The sequence below is a fragment of the Marinoscillum sp. genome (assembly GCF_965229915.1).
GTDB lineage: Bacteria > Bacteroidota > Bacteroidia > Cytophagales > Cyclobacteriaceae > Marinoscillum.
The window spans coordinates 4,819,027-4,837,208 of record NZ_CBDDJZ010000001.1 but is presented as its reverse complement, the minus strand read 5'-3'; the positions used below and the strand labels follow the sequence as shown (position 1 = coordinate 4,837,208).

Below are 18,182 nucleotides of genomic sequence, written 5' to 3'. Positions count from 1 at the left end.
CTGTATGACAGACTCATTAGTTTTAGGCAATGAGAAAAAAAATTGTCGTACTTACGGGTGCAGGAATAAGCGCTGAAAGTGGTTTAAAAACCTTCAGAGACTCTGGAGGCTTATGGGAAGGACACGACGTGATGGAAGTGGCTAGTCCACAAGGCTGGGCTGCTAACCAGGAACTGGTGCTTGACTTTTACAATCAGCGCAGAAAACAAGCCTTAACGGCAAAACCCAACCCGGGTCATTTGGCACTTGCCGCTATGGAGGAGCAATTTGATGTCACGGTCATCACCCAAAATGTAGATAACCTACATGAACAAGCCGGCAGTACCAACGTGATTCATCTCCATGGCGAGTTGTTCAAGGTTAGAAGCACTTTGGATGAAACACTCATCTATGACCTGGATGGCTGGGAGCTGAAAAAAGGAGACCTCTGCGACCGTGGCAGTCAACTGAGGCCTCACATCGTGTGGTTTGGGGAGCTGGTACCCATGATGGAAGTGGCCATGACCGAATCCATGAAAGCCGATTATTTCCTGGTAGTAGGCACTTCTCTTGTTGTCTATCCTGCCGCCGGTTTGATTGATTACGTTAGCAAAGATGTACCCAAAATCATAGTAGATCCTAACCTACCTGCTATGAGGTCCCACCCCAAAATTCACTACATTTTAGAACCAGCCAGTACAGGAGTAATCAAGGCCTTCGATTATATCCAAAAAATGGAAGAAAAGGTTTAATTCGTCGAAACAACGATCAAAAAACGCTACTCATCTAATACTTACATTACATCTTCACTAAATCCAACTAATTTGTAGTGGATTATTTGAAGTTGAGATATGACCTAAATCACATGATTTAAAAGCTATTAGCTGTAAAAATACCTATTTTTGCGTCCGTTTATTTTACACCGCCTTTGTAATCGTCTTGTTTATGAAAAGATTATTTACCCTTCTTACCTTACTTTTCTTTTTTATCCTTTTGCTTATCATGACCACCCCAGCTATTGCCGAGGGGTCCAGGACCTTAGCGCCAAACTATGGAGACACCACTTCTTTGGTAGCTCCTGGAGCTGCCAATAATAATATGGCCTGGTTAGAGCATGATGGATTTGGAGGAGCTCAGGACAACTTCCTGGACCCTTCTGCACCTGCTGATGAAAGACTCTACATTCGACTCAAAGCTGGAGAAACACTTCGATACGGAATCAGACGTATTCCGGTCAAATATGACCAGACTAATGCCTACACCAATGCTGCATTAGAACACAGCAATCATGAATACTTGACCATTGTCGTTTATGATGCTGATGGCAATATAGTTCAAACCACCACACTGACAAACGACAACAGTCCATCACATGGAGCATGGCTAGATGCCGGACAGCCTGGTGTCATACAAACAGTGGCATCTTCATTACTTGGACCTCAATTCACCTATAACTCAACTACCTATAATTCTGGAGGTTACACACCTCTGGAATATACCAATAATGATCCGGAAGGTGATCAAGACTTTTATATAGCCTTCATTCAGGATGATGGTGCCACCACAGATATAGATGTCAGAAGCTGGTACGATCTGTGGGATTTTAGTGTTTATGACGGAAACGAAGAAAAACCAGGAAGGCTGCACTGTAAGCGTTGGAGTTTAACAGCCCAGGATTTTGACAACTTGTTGTCAGATGATTGTCAGTTTTATGTGAGAGTTCCATCGGTCATCGATGGAGCTAACCAGGGGAATTACATCAAACAAATTGATCTGGGTGGACTAAATCCATTTTCACTTGTAGTTTATGCAAATGCTCAGGGATCAGATGGATCAGATGGAGATACTAACGGTGACGGGACTGCTGATTTTCAGGATTATCGAATGAGTTTGACCAATGAGGTAGCAGATATTGACTATGACCTGTTCATCAACAATCCTGATCTGCAGGAGTACCCTACCACCACGCTACCCACTGTAAAAATCTCCAATGCCAACTTCTATTGTAGCGCATCGTCCAATGGTGGTGAGGCTGCCATCACGTTTGAATCCAATCAAGTGGGGCAAGTAGCTATTATAGTAGATCTTAATGGGACCAATGGATATCAGGCAGGAACTGAAGACCGCATTATTGAAGCTGAGATCACGTCCGAAGGATATACCACCATCATTTGGGATGGCTTGGATGGTCTGGGTGGCACAGTACCAAGTGGCACAGATATCAGTATTTCAGGTCGCTTTACCGCAGGACCCATACATGTTCCCCTCTGGGATGTGGAGGAGAATGCCGTGGGGATCAATATGCTTGATGTTCGACCAAGTACAAGTTTTGACTTGATCTATTGGGATGATAGCGACATTTTCACCAATGCCAACCCCGAAATTGAGCTAGACGGTACCAATACTTCTCTACATACATGGACGAGCGGTGATGATGATTTGATCAACACCTGGTCCTTTGGATATTATCAAATCAATACTCAAAATATCACATTCACTTACAACTGTGAAGCAGATGGTGATGGAGTCTCTGATAGTAACGATGGAGACTTTGACAATGATGGTATTCCCAATGCTACAGAGGGCGACGCATTGGCTGATACGGATGGAGATGGAGCTCCAGATTATTTGGATGCTGATTTAGCTGGATTTGTAGATTCCAATGGCGATGGCGTCAATGACAACTACGATACCGATCTGGACGGCATTCCCAATGCTCTGGATCTTGATAGTGACAATGACGGCATCACCGATTTGGTAGAAGCTGGTGGTACGGATTCAGACAATGACGGCAAAGTAGACGGGTTTACCGACATTTCAGGTAGTGGCTCCCCGGCATATTCAGAAACAACCGGTTGTAGCACCACATTTGCTAGCCAGACTGGACATACCACCGGACCAACCACTGATGATGACGAAATCACGTTTTCTACACCTTTTGACATTGACTTTTTTGGCACCACCATCACCAGCGGTACCACAGGAACCATATCTCCTAATGGCTGGGTGAGCTTCTCCAACCTTACGGCCGTGGGCAACCCATGGAATGCAGTAGCTATGCCAAGTGCTACCTATACCAACACCATCTTTTTAAACCATCAGGACTGGAGCCCAAACAACGGAGGCACTGTAACCTATGGAACCAATGGTATAGCACCAAACAGAACCTTTGTCGTTACCTACACAAGTGTGCCTTTCTACTCAGGCTCTGGTACCGCTACCGTTCAGCTTCAAATACTGGAGACTACCAGTGAGATCAAAATTGTTACCACCAATTTTGATCCCAGCAATGGTAACAATAACTCGATGGGCTTAAATCTGGATGGCACCACAGCCTATGCTGTATCGAATAGAAACCTTCAATCTTACACCATCACCATTGCTGAATGTCGATCCTTCATTTGGTCCAGTGCCAATGGTGTGGATGACAACCTTGAGGCATCACCATTACCACTACCTGATACAGACGGAGACGGTATAGCAGATTACCTGGATCTTGATTCGGATAATGACGGTATCACCGACACCTACGAAAATGATCTATCTGTAGATGTCAGCACAGGTCGTATTGCGTTCACAGATACAGATGGCGATGGACTTAACGATGACTTCTTGATCACTCCTACTGTGATTCTGGATACGGATGGAGACTCTTATCCTGATTATTTGGATATAGATAGTGACAATGATGGATTGATTGATAACGTAGAGGGTCAGACTAGCTCCAATTATATTGCTTCAAGTTCAGCAGACACAGACTCCAATGGACTTATAGATGTCTATGATCCGGCAAACGGTGGAGATTTGATCACACCGATAGATACGGATGGAGACTCCGACGTAGACTATCGAGACACAGACGCTGACGGTGATGGCGTAGAAGATTTTATAGAGGGATATGACTCCAATAGTGATGGTATCTCGGATTTGGACACCAACGCTGATGGAGTATTGGACAACACTGATGCGTGCGTAGCTTATTCTGGAGCCGGAATGCTGCTCACTGAAAATGCTGACTTTGAAAATGGACTGAAGTCCTTGTCTTCGTTCTCAGGTGATGCATTTGTGACTGATGATGCACAATCAGGAGATGCGGCAATTATTGTAGGCCCTAGTGTCTCCGGCACCTCCGTAAGCACTTTCCTCCCAGCAGAAGCAGGAGCGAACTATCAGTTTACTGGTTATGCCAAAATAGCAGGCGGACCGGGTTACTCGGCTATCGGTATCACCTTCTGGGACGCAGACCAGTCTACCCGACTGAGCGAACCACAGCAGCAAGTGCTGGCTACTACTTACACACAATACACTGTCACCGCCACAGCTCCTGCAAATACCGTTTATGTAGAAGTATGGACCTACAAAGATGGCACCTCCGGCACTCTGACTTTTGACAATTTTACCCTGACCAGAACGGATGCCTGCAGTGGTGACATTACAGATGACACAGACGCAGATGGGTTACTTGATATTTTTGAAAACTTCAATGCTCCTCTACAAAACACTGATGGTGCTGATGAAAAAGACTGGCAAGATGATGATGATGACAATGACGGCAATTTAACTGCTGGAGAGGATGCCAACTCCAACAATGATTGGTCAGATGACTTCACCGAAGGAGGCAATACAGTTCCTGATTACTTGTTCAGTGGTGATTTTGATGGGGACGCCATCGCCAACGCTTCAGATACAGATTCTGACAATGATGGAATCCCAGACACCATAGAAGCAAATGGTGAATCCATTGATCCAAGTGGTGATGATGACGCTGATGGCATACCAAACTATAAAGATGCCAGTGTTGGAGCTTCACTGACCTCCTCGGCTGATCAGAATGGGGATGGGGTATTTGATGTCTTTGATACAGATTTAGATGGAATTCCTGATTTCCTTGATCTAGACTCAGACAATGATGGATTGTGGGATGCAGTAGAAGCCTATGAAGGTTCCATACCTAATGGTTTGGATCAAACCTCGGGACAATTCACACTGAATGACCCGGATAATGACGGACTGATGAACTACATTGATTCGTCACCAGCAGCAGCAGGCGGATCCTCTACTCTGGCCAATCCTGATTCCGACGGTGATGGATATCGGGATTATGTAGACATTGATAGCGACGGTGATGGAATTGTAGACCTGATTGAAAGTCAATCAACCAGCAACCTCATTCAATTGACCAACACGGATACTGATGGAGATGGTATCGACGATGCTTTTGACCCAGATCAGGGAGGCGTACTAATCACTCCAATTAACTCTGACGGCTTAGATCTTCAAGACTATCTGGACGATGATTCGGATAACGACGGAGTACTCGACATAGTCGAGGGCAGTGATAGCAACTATGATGGCTTTGGTGACTGGGACGATGATCAAAATGGCACCACCAACGAGGCAGACTTCTCCACCGACTCAGATGGAGATGGATTGCCTGATGCCTTTGACAATGTAACTCTGGGAACCACAGGAAACAGTACTGGCTCCAATGCATCCCTACAAAATACGGATGGTCTCGATGAACTAGATTTCAGAGACACCGACGATGACGCAGATGGTATTCTTACCATGAACGAAGATGCCAACTCCAATGGCAACCTGCAAGATGATCAAACCCAGGCCGCGGGCATCCCTGATTACCTATTCAATGGAGACTATGACAAGGACGGCATTCTTGATGCCTTGGATAGTGACTCTGATAACGATGGAATAGCCGATACAGATGAAGATGGTGGGCAGTCAATCGACCCAAGCGGTGATGAAGATGGTGATGGAATACCAAACTTTAGAGACTCCGATGATGGTACCGTTTTGGCAGGTTTGACCAGTACAGCTGACATCAATAGTGATGGAGTGTATGATGTCTATGATACTGACTTGGATGGGATTCCTGATTTTAGAGATGCCGATTCGGATAACGATGGAATTCCTGACCTGGTTGAGGTCGGTGGGGTTGATACAGACGGCAATGGTATGATCGATGGTCTGGATGACAGTGACTGGGATACCATACCTGACAATGTAGACGTAGACAATACAGGCGGAGCGGATTCCGACTCAGATGGCATTGATGATGCGTTTGATTTTAGTGTTTCGGGAGGTACAGATACGGACGGTGATGACATCATTGATTCTGCTGACACGGATATAGACGGTGATGGTCTTCCAAACACATATGATCCTGACAATGGTGGTACTGCACTTACTCCATTAGATACAGATGGCGATGGCATCAATGATCAGGTAGATTTGGATACCGACAATGATGGGATTCCTGATCTGGTTGAGGCTGGAGGCACTGACACTGATGGCGATGGCAAAGTGGACAATACTACCGATACGGACAATGATGGACTTGCAGACCTGGTAGATACCGATAATGGCGGCACGGCCCTCGCCTATCCAGATTCCGATTATGATGGCTATGCCGATTTAAAAGATATTGATTCGGATAATGATGGCATTACCGATGCTATCGAAAATGGAGTAAGTGACACCAACAGTGACGGACTCATTGATAGCTATGCTACGGATACTGATGGTGACGGATTGGCCGATGCAGTGGATCCCGATAACGGCGGAAGTGCGATTACAAGTAGAGATACAGATGGTGATGGACTGGACGATTATCTCGATCTGGATTCAGACAATGATGGCTACCCAGATATCATCGAAGGCGGTGGAACAGACAGTGACTTTGATGGTATAGTAGATAACTTGTTGGATATTGACCAGGACGGAATCCCAGCTAATGTCGATGTAGATCAGACAGGTGGTACAGATGCGGACAGTGATGGAATAGATGATCTGTATGACGTATCATACACCCTGGGTAATGATAACGACAATGATGGAATAGATGATAGCTACGATTTTGACAAAGACGGTAATGGATTTAGTGATGCGGTAGAATCATTCCCATATGATCTGTTAGACTCTGACAATGACGGCATCAAAGACTTCAGAGATTTGGATTCAGACAATGATGGAATTGTAGACGTTATTGAATTTGGCTTAACAGCTGATTCAGGCACTGGCGGTATCGCTTCATTTACTGATAGTGACAATGACGGCTTTAATGATACGCAAGATGGATACATCGGCACTTCAGTAAATGCCTCCGTAACTCCAATCACTCCACTCAACACAGACAGTGGATCAGAACCAGTCTCAGCTGTAATCCCTGATTATTTGGATCTTGACTCAGATAACGACGGCATTGTGGACATACGAGAAGCTCAAACTAAGAGCTCCTATATTGCCCTATCTGGCGTTGATTCCAATCTAAATGGACTAGATGATGCCTTCGATCCTAATGTCGGAGCTACGCTGATCACCCCGGTCAACACGGACGGCACAGGCAGCGAAGACTATTTGGACACGGACGCTGATGATGATGGAGTGCTGGATCGTATTGAGGGACATAATTCCGACAAAAACCTGTATGCCGACTGGGATGCAAATCAAAATGGAAATTTTGATGATACTGGATTTGACACAGATACTGATGAAGATGGACTTCTGGACATTTATGACAATGTCTCCAGCAAAGGAAATTCGAATGTCACCGGGTCAACAGCTGCCGTGCAGGACACCGATCTGGATGGTACCTGGGATTTTCAGGACGTAGATGACGACAATGATGGCATCAATACAGACTCAGAAGCTACCACAGCAAATGACGATCCAAATGGCATAATTCCGGACTATCTTTTTGGAGATCCTGACACAGACGGAGACGGAGTTGCCGACGCGTATGACCTGGATCAAGACAATGATGGATTGGCCAATGCCTCTGAAGATGGTGGTGTAGGTATCGATCCGAGCGCCGACACTGATGGCGATGGCCTTTATAATTATCAAGATAGCGATATAGATGGTGACGGCACTAGCAACAAAGCTGACACCAATACCTCTGGGGTGAACACCACAGGATTCACAGATATCAACAGTGATGGGGTGATTGATCAGTTCGATCAGGACTATGACGGTATTCCTGACTTTAGAGATAGAGACAGTGATAATGACGGTATTGCAGATATTCTGGAGATAGGACTAACAGATGCCAATGAAGATGGCTCTCTGGATGAAGGCGGTGGACTGACGGATGCTAATGGCAATGGTTTGGATGACAGCTATGATGATGCTTGTGATGGCTCTACTGTTTATGCTAGCTCATTTACCAATAATGGGGGCACCAATCCAGCGAATGCTACTGGAAACACCCCTACCACTTTTGCTCAAGTTGCCAATGGAAATGATATCACTTTTGACCTTGGTGTTGTTATGCCTACTGGCAGTACGGTAGTTCTGTCGTTAAATGATGGTGCCGCCGGAATCAATGCCACAGCCAACATTACCCAGTCATTTAATGGTACCACTTTTAGTAACCTACAACTGTATTCTGCAACAACAGGTGTGGGATCAGGAACTGGACCAGAAACATTCTCCTATGTGCTCACATCATACGCTCGGTATATAAACGTCGAAGAAGAAAGTGGAACCAATCGCCCGGTTAACATACACACACTATCCTACGTGGTGCCGTGTACAGGAGGTACTGCTGCCTCTGCACCAGATACCGATAGCGACGGACTAGAAGATTACCTGGATCTTGATGCTGACGCAGACGGTATCCCAGACAATATTGAGGCGCAATTATCCGCATCCTACGTGGCACCTGCAGCTGGTGATACAGATGGCGATGGTATCCTGGATGTTTATGATGAAGACATCTCTGCAGGCAACGCCCTTGATCCAATCGACTCTGATGGTGATACGACTCCAGATTATCAGGATACTGATTCTGATGACGATGGCATAGACGATGTAGTGGAAGCATGGGATTCTGATCTGGATGGATTTGGTGACTGGGATACCGATGGTGACAATGACCCCACAGACGAGACTGGATACTTGGCAGACAATGACTCAGACGGTATCTCCTACCTATTTGACAACACCACATCTGTGACCAACATTACTAACATAAGTGGCTCATCTGCTGTGCTTTCGGATACAGATGAAGATAACTTGTATGACTTCAGAGACGATGACGATGACGGTGACGGTACACTGACGAGCGCGGAAGATGCCAATAGCAACATGAACTGGACAGACGACTTCACTCAGGGAGGTGGTATTGTTCCAGATTATTTGTACTCACCTGACTTTGATGGTGATGGAATAATCAATGAAAATGACCTGGATGCTGATAATGATGGATTACTCAATGTAGATGAAGTAGTGAATTCAATATATGCTCCACTCAGTGATTTAGATCAAGATAATATCTATAACTACTTAGACTCTGATTTACCAGGTTTCACAGATACCAACTCTGACGGTATAGATGATCGATATGATCAAGACAAAGATGGTATTCCTAACTTCCTTGACCTTGATTCTGATAATGACGGAATCGCTGATATCGTGGAGGCTGGGCTACCAGATGTGGATGGTGATGGAATGATCGATAGCTTCGATGATAGCGGAGATAACAATGGTTTAGATGATGACATCATTTTGGGTACCTCAGTGGCGGCAGGTCCAAGTAGTGCCATTAGTGGCGGCACGGGTGTCGACGATCCAGCATTGGCAGTGGGCTTGCCTGACGGAAGTGGTACTCGATTCAATTCACTAAATACGGATATTGTGACTTTGGATTATGGAACAACCCTGACATCCGGTACAGTAGTAGCTGTATCTATGGAAATAAGAAGTGATGCATCTAGTAAAACACTCACCGTATCTCAATCTACTTCTGAAACAGGACCATATTCCAATCCTCAGGACTTTACGCTGGATACCTATTTAACTGTGGAGAACATATTCTACTACCAGTTGAATGCAGATGCCAGATATCTGGAATTAGTTCTGACAGCACGTACAGCTGGACAAATCAGAGTAGACGGTACCTATCATAACAGCACCTCTCCAATAGATACGGACGGAGACAACCTTCCTAACTTCCTGGATCTCGACTCAGATGGCGATGGCATCACGGATAATAGAGAGGCGCAAACTACAGCAGCATATGTTGCCATCACTAGCGCAGATACCGATGGAGATGGTTGGAAAGACGTATATGATGCGGACAATGGAGGAATCGCCATTACCCCTACTGACACCGATGGAGATACCACTCCTGATTATCTGGACACCGACAGTGATGATGACAATGTGCCAGATATTATCGAGGGTTTTGATGCCAACAAAAACGGATTCAGCGACCTGGATCTGGATCAGGATGGTGATCTCAGTGATGAGACCAACTATGGACTGGATCAGGATGGAGATGGACTGGAGAAGCTTTTTGATAGTTTCAGTGGGTCTGGAGTTAACAATATTTTAGGCTCTAAAGCCAGCCTGCAAGATACAGATGGAGATGGCGTACTCGACTGGAGAGATGAAGATGATGATACCGATGGTATCCTCACCACTGGCGAAGATGCCAACAGTGACTCCTTCTACTACAATGATAAAACACAAGGTGGTGGAGCAACTCCTGATTACCTCTATGCCAATGACACAGATGACGATGGCATCATCGATGGTGTAGATCCAGATAGTGACAATGATGGAATCACGGATGCAGATGAATTCAATGGCGCTACTTATGCTGGTGCCAATGATCCTTTTGATGATGATGATGGAGATGGAGTGCTTAACTATCGTGATAGTGATGCTGCCAATTTTGTAGACGTAAATAGCGATGGCATAGATGACCGTGTAGATGCTGATAGAGATGGTATTCCTAACTTCTTCGACCTGGATAGTGACAATGACGGCATTCCAGATTCAACAGAAGGAAATGGAGGTACAGATCCGGGACTCTCTGGTCTGGACACCGACGGAGATGGACTGGACAACACCGTGGATACGGACGATGGTGGAACACCACTCACGGTACCTGATACAGACTCTGATGGAATTCCTGACTATTTGGACCTGGATAGTGACAATGACGGCCTAACAGACCTATTAGAAGCAGGAGGAAATGACTACAATGGTGATGGTAAACTTGATTCCTTTGGAGATACTGATGGTGATGGTCTTGGCAATTCGGTCGATAGTGACAATGGCGGATCTGCCCTGGCAAACCCTGACACAGACAGTGATGGCATCTCCAACTATGTAGACTCTAACTCAGACAATGACTTAACTCCTGACTATCAGGAAGCATACTATGAAGCAGGCCCGACGAACTATGAGGATTCCTACATCAACAGAGTCACGGCTTACAATGCCGCCAATAGTACCAGCGGTTTTGCGCTGTATCCAACCAATGACCTGTCTCCTGCCAATGGCGTTCCAGATTATCTAGACGACTCAGATGGGGATGGTACATTGAACTTGTTTGATGCAGACAGTCCTTACTTCATCGATGAAGATGGCGATGGCTTGATCAACCTATTTGATCCTGATCAGAATGGAAACTTCTACGCACAAGTATCAGGTACACCAGATAGAGATTCTGACGGAATAGTGAATTACCTGGATAGTGATGATGTGCCGCTTCCTTTGGACTTCTTGGATATTCAAGCCAGAGAACTCTACGGAAACGTATCCATCGAATGGCAAACAACCAACGAAATCAATGTGAGCCATTTCGAAGTAGAGCATTCGCTTGATGGCAGAAGTTTTAACGTTATTGGCAATACTGATGCTGTCAATGAAAAAGACGCCATTAACAGCTACTCATTTAGCCATAACAAAGCGATCAAAGGATACAATTATTACAGAGTGAAAGAAGTAGATTTTGATGGATACTTCGAATACTCAAAAATGGTCTATGTGGTAAAAGAGCAGGATGGAATTAGCTGGACCGTTTATCCAAACCCAGCAACTGATCAGATCAACTTGAGATCAAACATTATTATTCCTGAGGCGAAACTCTCCATTATAGATATGGGAGGCCGCACCATGTACCAAAACGTACTCCGCTTTGGTAATCAGGAACAATCGATCGATGTTTCAGAAATGAGCTCAGGAGTGTACCAGGTGATTATCGAATTACCAGACACCAAGCAGCAGTTTCAGCTTATCATCAAATAAGTAAATAAGAAACTAATTCTAAACAGGAGTTCAATCATTGAGCTCCTGTTTTTTTTATGTCAATGGAGCAATGACTATCGAACCGCTAAAAAAACTAAAGAATTAGGTCCTTGAAGTTTGATAAAACTCGGTCGTGACTTTAACAGGAATGTAGGCTTGCTAAGACTAATCGGATTTCTTATCAAGCAGCTGTTTAATTGCCTGATCTTCAGTTTTAGATCCGAACCCAAGCCAATCCAGTGTTGACCGATACATGATGTTTTCCAGGTCCTCTTCTGGCAAATCCATTTCTTCAATAAATTTTCCTATCTCCAAATCACCCAGAGGGAATGGATAATCCGAACCCAGGCATATTTTGTCGGAACCGATCAACTTAATAATGTACTCAAGTAGCATCGGATCATGAGTGATGCTGTCTACCCAAAACTTACCTAGGTACTCGCGCGGGTTTACATCATTGTGCACCGCTACCAGATCAGGACGGCAGTCATACCCTCTTTCCAAACGGCCAATAGTCGGTAAGAAGGAACCTCCGGCATGAGCAAAGCACACCCTCAGGTTCGGGTATCGAGCAAATACTCCACCAAAAATCATGGAACTGATGGCACGGGCTGTTTCAGCAGGCATCCCCACCAGCCAAGGCAACCAGTATTTCTCCATGTGTTCTTTGCCCATCATATCCCATGGATGTACCAACACAGCCATGCCTAGACGTTCACAAGCCTCAAAAAACTCAAAGAAACGAGGTTTACTTAGATTATGCTGATTGACGTTAGACCCAATCTGCACTCCAGGTATGCCCAGTTTTTTGAGTCGCTCCAACTCCTGAATAGCAAGGTCTACGTCTTGCATAGGCACCGTCCCCAGACCGATGTAATGCTGCGGGTCATTCTCCACTACTTCGGCAATGTGATCATTTAAAAACTGGGATAAGTAAAGACAGTCATTAGGCTCAGCCCAATAACTAAACATCACTGGTATAGTACATATAACCTGTACTTTAGTGTGGAACTTCTCATAATCCTTTACACGCAACTCTGGATCCCAGCAATTGGACTCAATCTCTCGAAAAAATTTATCTCCCTTCATCATCAAAGCTGCTCCGTCTTTGTGGTGCAGCAAGTTGATGAACTCACCATAGCCAAATTTCTCAGCGAAGTTTGGTAGCTTCTCAGGAAGGATATGCGTGTGCATATCTATTTTGAGTGGGGTGCGTGTTTTGGTCATTAGCCAAAAATAATAAAACTATCTGCAATGTTTATCAATCATCTCGGTAGCCTGGACCATCCCTAGATTATTTGCTTGATTTAGATAATGACAGGCCTCCTCCTTCTGTTTCATTTCCAGATAACTCATTGCACCATTGTACCAAACCATGGCATTTTTAGGATCTACAGTCAAAAACTGATTGTAAAAAGACACCGCCAGTTCGAAACGCTTCTCAAAGAAGTAAGAGTTGCCGATTAGGTACAAACACTCGAAGTGCGCAGGATCCAGTTTCCTGGCTTGGAGAAAATCCTGTCTGGCCAGATCATACTTCTTTATTTTGGCATATGCCCGACCTCTATTGATGAAGTGAAGTGGTTCTTTATCCGTTTCCAAAGCCTGAGACCAATAACGAATTGCCTTCTGATAATTGCCATTGGTCATTGCCTCAGATGCTAACAAGCCCAGCGTAGGGCTAAACGTATTGTCAGCAAGTAACTCCTCAGGTAATTCAACGCCGGGATAGACCAAAGCCAGATTATACCATGCCAACTGATTGGTACTATCCTGCATCACTGCACGTCTAAAGTCGTTGATAGCCAGTTGGGGTTCTTTCATTTTCTGATACAACAGTCCCCTACCCATATAATAATCACTAGCGGAGTCTAGCTCTATCGACACATTAAAGTCCTTCAGAGCTGCGTCATAGTCTCCAAGCTTGGAGTTCGCCTGTGCTCTATAGTAGTAAAATTTACCTTCCAGATTGGCCAATGTGGCAAGAGAGGTGCCTTTGCTCCCATATGCATCGGACTCAAAGTATACACCACGTGTGAATGAAACGCCCATGTCAATCAATAGATTAAAATCCCGAATGGCTTGCTTGGGATCTCCATATTTGAGGTAGATCAGTGCCTTTTGAAACAATGCCTCCTGATAGTTGGGATCTAACTTTAAAGTAGCCTCATACGCAGAGACTGCCCGGAGATCCTTCTCTTGTGCCTCAAAGATCAATCCATTGAGATAGTAATATTGTGGCTGCTGAGACAACTCAAGAGCCGCTTCTATGTGAGTTAGTGCCTCCTCTAAATTGCGTGAGCGATAGTTTTTCAAAGCTAAATCATACGCGGCAGACGCCTGATCTGATTTACTCTGGGCATTTACAACAAAGACTGATGTGAGCAGAACGACTATCAAGTAATAACGTGGCATAATACCTTTATACGGATTTAGGCATTATTGTTCCGCATTCAAGGCACTGACCTCTTTGGAAATCTGTTTTTTGACAGAATAGTAACTGATTTCACTGAAAGAACGAATAAAGGTGGAAGTCTTGATCACCACATCCACTAAACCCTGGTAAGTAGCCTTGCCAGGCTCAATTCCCAGCAACTGAGCATTCGATCCAAGAAAATAATTCATCAAGTCTTCAGCACTCACACCCAGCTTAAGAAGTTCTTTTTGACTATTGAGAAAGTGCAGAAGAGACTGTGTCAATCGCACACCCTCATCACTTGCAGCAAACTCTCTTTTGGTGATGTCTCTTTCCAATCGACTGGCTTCTCGAATAGACTTTGGTAAGTGCACCTGCTCTATTCCCAACTTCAGCCCTATCACATTCCACATGTATAGAAATGCCTCTACCTCACTATTGCTCACTGAAACACCCATTTTGCGCAAACCTCGTATGACTATAAGCGAAAAGGACAGCAGGGTTGCCAACATATCATCCTGGTTCACAGGCTCCTCATCTTTTATCGATCGTTTGGCATAATACCGCGCGGCTGCATGCATCGCACGCACTTTGGCTATAGCCAAATAGGCTTTTCCTTCTGGATCAAATCCTTGTCGATCGCATACATCCATCACGAATTCAGCAGTCTCCGCGAGTCGTTTCTCAGGTTGCTGGATAATCTTGTTGGATGTAACAAGCACACGTGCCCCGTTTCTTCCGCAGTAGCAGTATGGCAAAGAATAAAGCCCTAGCACTGTTAAAACTGGGCTGACATGACGCTCGAAAAAAATGACCCCTTTGTTATATTCTTCGATATCATGCGCCTTTTGTGAAAATGATTCACCAAGCAGTTGCTTTAGCTCCGGATGTTTCGTGAGGTAGTCCCAAAAGGCTTGGTTTGAAGACAAGGTCATGAACTCCGAAAAGGTGGAACTTTCCTGCTTCAAGTATTGAAACATCTGATCACCTACCGGGTCTCCCTGTAGTCTTCTGGCATATTTGTTTGATTGATCCATGGTGACAGACATAACCATGGCCACTCAGGATTGGTTTAGTACACTTGCTTGATAGTCATCCCACTATCCTTATTGAGATGTTGGAATTTACCGTTTTCATAATGGTAAAAACTGATCGCCATCAATAAGAACAAAGCCGTATTCTCAGGTACATCTACCTGATCCACAGACACATGAGCTGTCATTGGTTCGGTAGGGATTTTCAAAATGGGGAGCATCGGACTCTGATATGAACCGTACTTACCGTGAAAGTCCTTGTTCAATGCCTGGTAGGCTTTCAATTGAGGGTCGAAATGGTAGTCGCTTAGAGCGACCAACCGGGCATTAATTTTAAAGTTTGTGGCACCATTTGGTGTCTTAAAAGTATCCTCAGGCACAAAAGCAGGAAAGTGCAAAATAACCTGACCTCTCCTACTGCCAGATTTCAAAAAGTACTTGGCACCAAAAATCTCCTCATAGGGAGCCGTGGTATTGAATTCAAAACCGCTTAGGCTATGACCATATTTAGTCACATATAAAGGACGAGTCCCAGTTGGCCCCTCCTCGTATTTGGCAATGTTCCTAAACTGAGCGGTCAACCGACCCGAAACATACGTTTCACAGATCTCTGTGAGGCCCTCAGAAAGTGAATTGCGGAGAACCTTAGCCATCATAGAAGCTACTCCAAATTCCTTTTGGTTATTTCTCAGCTCTTTGTAGCTGGACTTGTTCTTAACAGCATCGGCAGTAGGTCCGCCTTTTCGTGCCACAATTGGGTGTTCCACCCCTTTGATTTTATAAACTCTATAACCTTTTGGAATTTCCTGGGTAGCTAAGTTTGATTTCATTGAATGAACAGGTTGGGTTCTGAAATGATACCTCTCGGCATTTGTTGGCGGAATATATTGAAATGTTGCCTAAATTGAAAGGAAAGCTTAAAAAAACTCTTTAATTATTCCAATTCTAATAATTGATAACCAGTTAGTTATAGTGATTTTAAGTATAGCACCATGATGATCCCACTACCTGCTTCCTACCAATGAATGGAAAATCCCCTAGATTTGTATTGCCGTAGTTTTTTAATCTCAAGATGATTCTCTTTGATTATCAAGGGGATAGTCTATGTAAAAGTCGTAGAAAGTATGAAAGAGTATTTTGGTAGTAACCTGAAGAACGACCTTCCTGCAGGCCTTGTAGTATCTTTGGTGGCACTTCCTTTATGTCTGGGTATCGCCCTGGCTTCAGGAGCTCCTGCGTTTTCAGGGATACTGGCTGGAATCGTAGGTGGTTTGGTCATTGGGTTAATCAGTGGCTCACAGCTGAGCGTCAGTGGTCCTGCAGCTGGTCTGGCTGTCATCGTTCTCAACTCAATTGAAAGCCTGGGAGCCTTCGAATCCTTCTTGCTAGCTGTTTTCATCGCAGGTATTATCCAGTTTATTTTAGGTGCATTAAAAGCCGGAATCATTGGTCATTTTTTCCCTTCCTCTGTGATCAAAGGTATGCTAGCCGCCATTGGCTTAATCCTGATTCTGAAGCAGATACCCCACGCTCTTGGAGATGATCAGGACTATGAAGGTGACGAGAGCTTTTTGCAGCCTGATGGTCAAAACACATTTACAGAAATTGCGCTTGCATTTCAAAACATAGACACAGGTGCGCTGATGATCAGTATTATCGCTTTGATCATTCTGATTTTCTGGGAACAGCCCATTATGAAGAAGCAACGATGGACGAGTGTGCTGCCCGGTGCTTTAGTAGCGGTCATTTGGGGTGTGATAGCCAACGCGGTATTATATAAAAGCTATTTTTCAGATTATTTCCTGACCGGGAAACACATGGTATCTCTGCCAGTAAGTGATTCTATTGATGAATTCGTAGGCTTCTTTACCTTTCCTGATTGGTCCCAACTTGGCAATCCGGAGATCTATGTCACTGCTGTTACCATCGCCATCATTGCCAGTTTGGAAACACTACTGAGCCTGGATGCAGTAGACAAGCTTGACCCTTACAAGCGCATCGCCCCGGCCAATAGAGAATTAACTGCTCAAGGTATTGGTAACATGATATCAGGCCTAATCGGTGGACTGCCAATTACTGCCGTGATTGTGCGAAGTACTGCCAATATTAGTTCTGGAGGTAAGACCAAGGTGTCTGCGGTATTTCACGGATTTCTATTGGCCATTTCAGTTGTATTCTTCCCGGATGTACTGAACATGATCCCCAAAGCAGCGCTTGCTGCAGTTCTTTTGGTAGTAGGATATAAGCTGGCCAAACCGGCACTTTTTAAGGATCTTTACGCCAAAGGAAAAGACCAGTTCTTGCCTTTCATTATCACCATTGCTGCCATTCTCATGACCGATCTTCTGATTGGAATCACAGTTGGTATTGTTGTCGGACTGTATTTTGTCATTAAGAGTAATCTGCATCAGGCCATCACTGTGCAGGAGAGCGGAGATAATAAATACCTCATTACTTTAGAAAAAGATGTCAGTTTTCTAAACAAGGCATTTTTAAGAAAAACACTTCGAAACATGCCTGAAGGTTCTCATGTCATTTTTGATGAGACGGAATCTATTTTTGTGGATAACGATATTCTGGAAACAATTGAGGATTTCAAAGCAACAGCCATTAACAATCAAATTACCGTGGAGATCAAACCTGCAAAAAATTCGAATTCCCCGCAATTTGCAGATGTCTGATTCGGACTTATGCCA

The 18,182-nt window shown here is 44.5% G+C and carries 7 protein-coding genes; 3 read left to right on the top strand and 4 right to left on the bottom strand.

Annotated features, from left to right (window positions below; all coding sequences use genetic code 11):
* Positions 1-29 precede the first annotated feature (29 nt).
* Both ACO067_RS20640 and ACO067_RS20635 read left to right on the top strand, forming a co-directional pair.
* A complete protein-coding gene (locus ACO067_RS20640) occupies positions 30-731 on the top strand; it encodes an SIR2 family NAD-dependent protein deacylase (protein WP_421877738.1) in 702 nt (233 codons plus the stop codon).
* A gap of 193 nt (positions 732-924) precedes the next feature.
* Positions 925-12,036: a T9SS type A sorting domain-containing protein gene (locus ACO067_RS20635; RefSeq protein WP_421877736.1), complete on the top strand. Its 11,112-nt coding sequence runs from the start codon at positions 925-927 to the stop codon at positions 12,034-12,036.
* Between the two features lie 165 nt (positions 12,037-12,201).
* Here ACO067_RS20635 and ACO067_RS20630 read toward each other — a convergent pair whose 3' ends face one another.
* Genes ACO067_RS20630 through ACO067_RS20615 form a run of 4 tightly spaced genes read right to left on the bottom strand, consistent with a single transcriptional unit; the run spans position 12,202 to position 16,316 of the window.
* Positions 12,202-13,263, bottom strand: coding sequence for an amidohydrolase family protein (locus ACO067_RS20630; protein ID WP_421877734.1), 1,062 nt, complete (start codon positions 13,261-13,263; stop codon positions 12,202-12,204).
* A gap of 18 nt (positions 13,264-13,281) precedes the next feature.
* Positions 13,282-14,451 (bottom strand): tetratricopeptide repeat protein, encoded by a 1,170-nt coding sequence (locus tag ACO067_RS20625; protein WP_421877732.1) that lies wholly within the window; start codon positions 14,449-14,451, stop codon positions 13,282-13,284.
* Positions 14,452-14,475: 24 nt separating this feature from the next.
* Complete coding sequence (locus tag ACO067_RS20620) at positions 14,476-15,507, bottom strand: oxygenase MpaB family protein (RefSeq protein ID WP_421877730.1); 1,032 nt, start codon at positions 15,505-15,507, stop codon at positions 14,476-14,478.
* A 17-nt stretch (positions 15,508-15,524) separates the two neighbouring features.
* Positions 15,525-16,316 carry a hypothetical protein gene (locus tag ACO067_RS20615; RefSeq protein WP_421877728.1) on the bottom strand — a complete coding sequence of 264 codons (792 nt, stop codon included), beginning with the start codon at positions 16,314-16,316 and terminating at the stop codon, positions 15,525-15,527.
* 294 nt (positions 16,317-16,610) lie between these two features.
* Between ACO067_RS20615 and ACO067_RS20610 the strand changes: the two genes are divergently transcribed.
* Positions 16,611-18,167 carry a SulP family inorganic anion transporter gene (locus ACO067_RS20610; protein ID WP_421877726.1) on the top strand — a complete coding sequence of 519 codons (1,557 nt, stop codon included), beginning with the start codon at positions 16,611-16,613 and terminating at the stop codon, positions 18,165-18,167.
* The last annotated feature ends 15 nt before the right edge of the window (positions 18,168-18,182 follow it).

Coding starts and splice junctions, on each gene's coding strand:
- ACO067_RS20635 (WP_421877736.1), top strand. CDS start 925: ATGAAAAGATTATTTACCCTTCTTACCTTACTTTTCTTTTTTATCCTT.
- ACO067_RS20620 (WP_421877730.1), bottom strand. CDS start 15,507: ATGGTTATGTCTGTCACCATGGATCAATCAAACAAATATGCCAGAAGA.
- ACO067_RS20615 (WP_421877728.1), bottom strand. CDS start 16,316: ATGAAATCAAACTTAGCTACCCAGGAAATTCCAAAAGGTTATAGAGTT.
- ACO067_RS20625 (WP_421877732.1), bottom strand. CDS start 14,451: ATGCCACGTTATTACTTGATAGTCGTTCTGCTCACATCAGTCTTTGTT.
- ACO067_RS20640 (WP_421877738.1), top strand. CDS start 30: ATGAGAAAAAAAATTGTCGTACTTACGGGTGCAGGAATAAGCGCTGAA.
- ACO067_RS20630 (WP_421877734.1), bottom strand. CDS start 13,263: ATGACCAAAACACGCACCCCACTCAAAATAGATATGCACACGCATATC.
- ACO067_RS20610 (WP_421877726.1), top strand. CDS start 16,611: ATGAAAGAGTATTTTGGTAGTAACCTGAAGAACGACCTTCCTGCAGGC.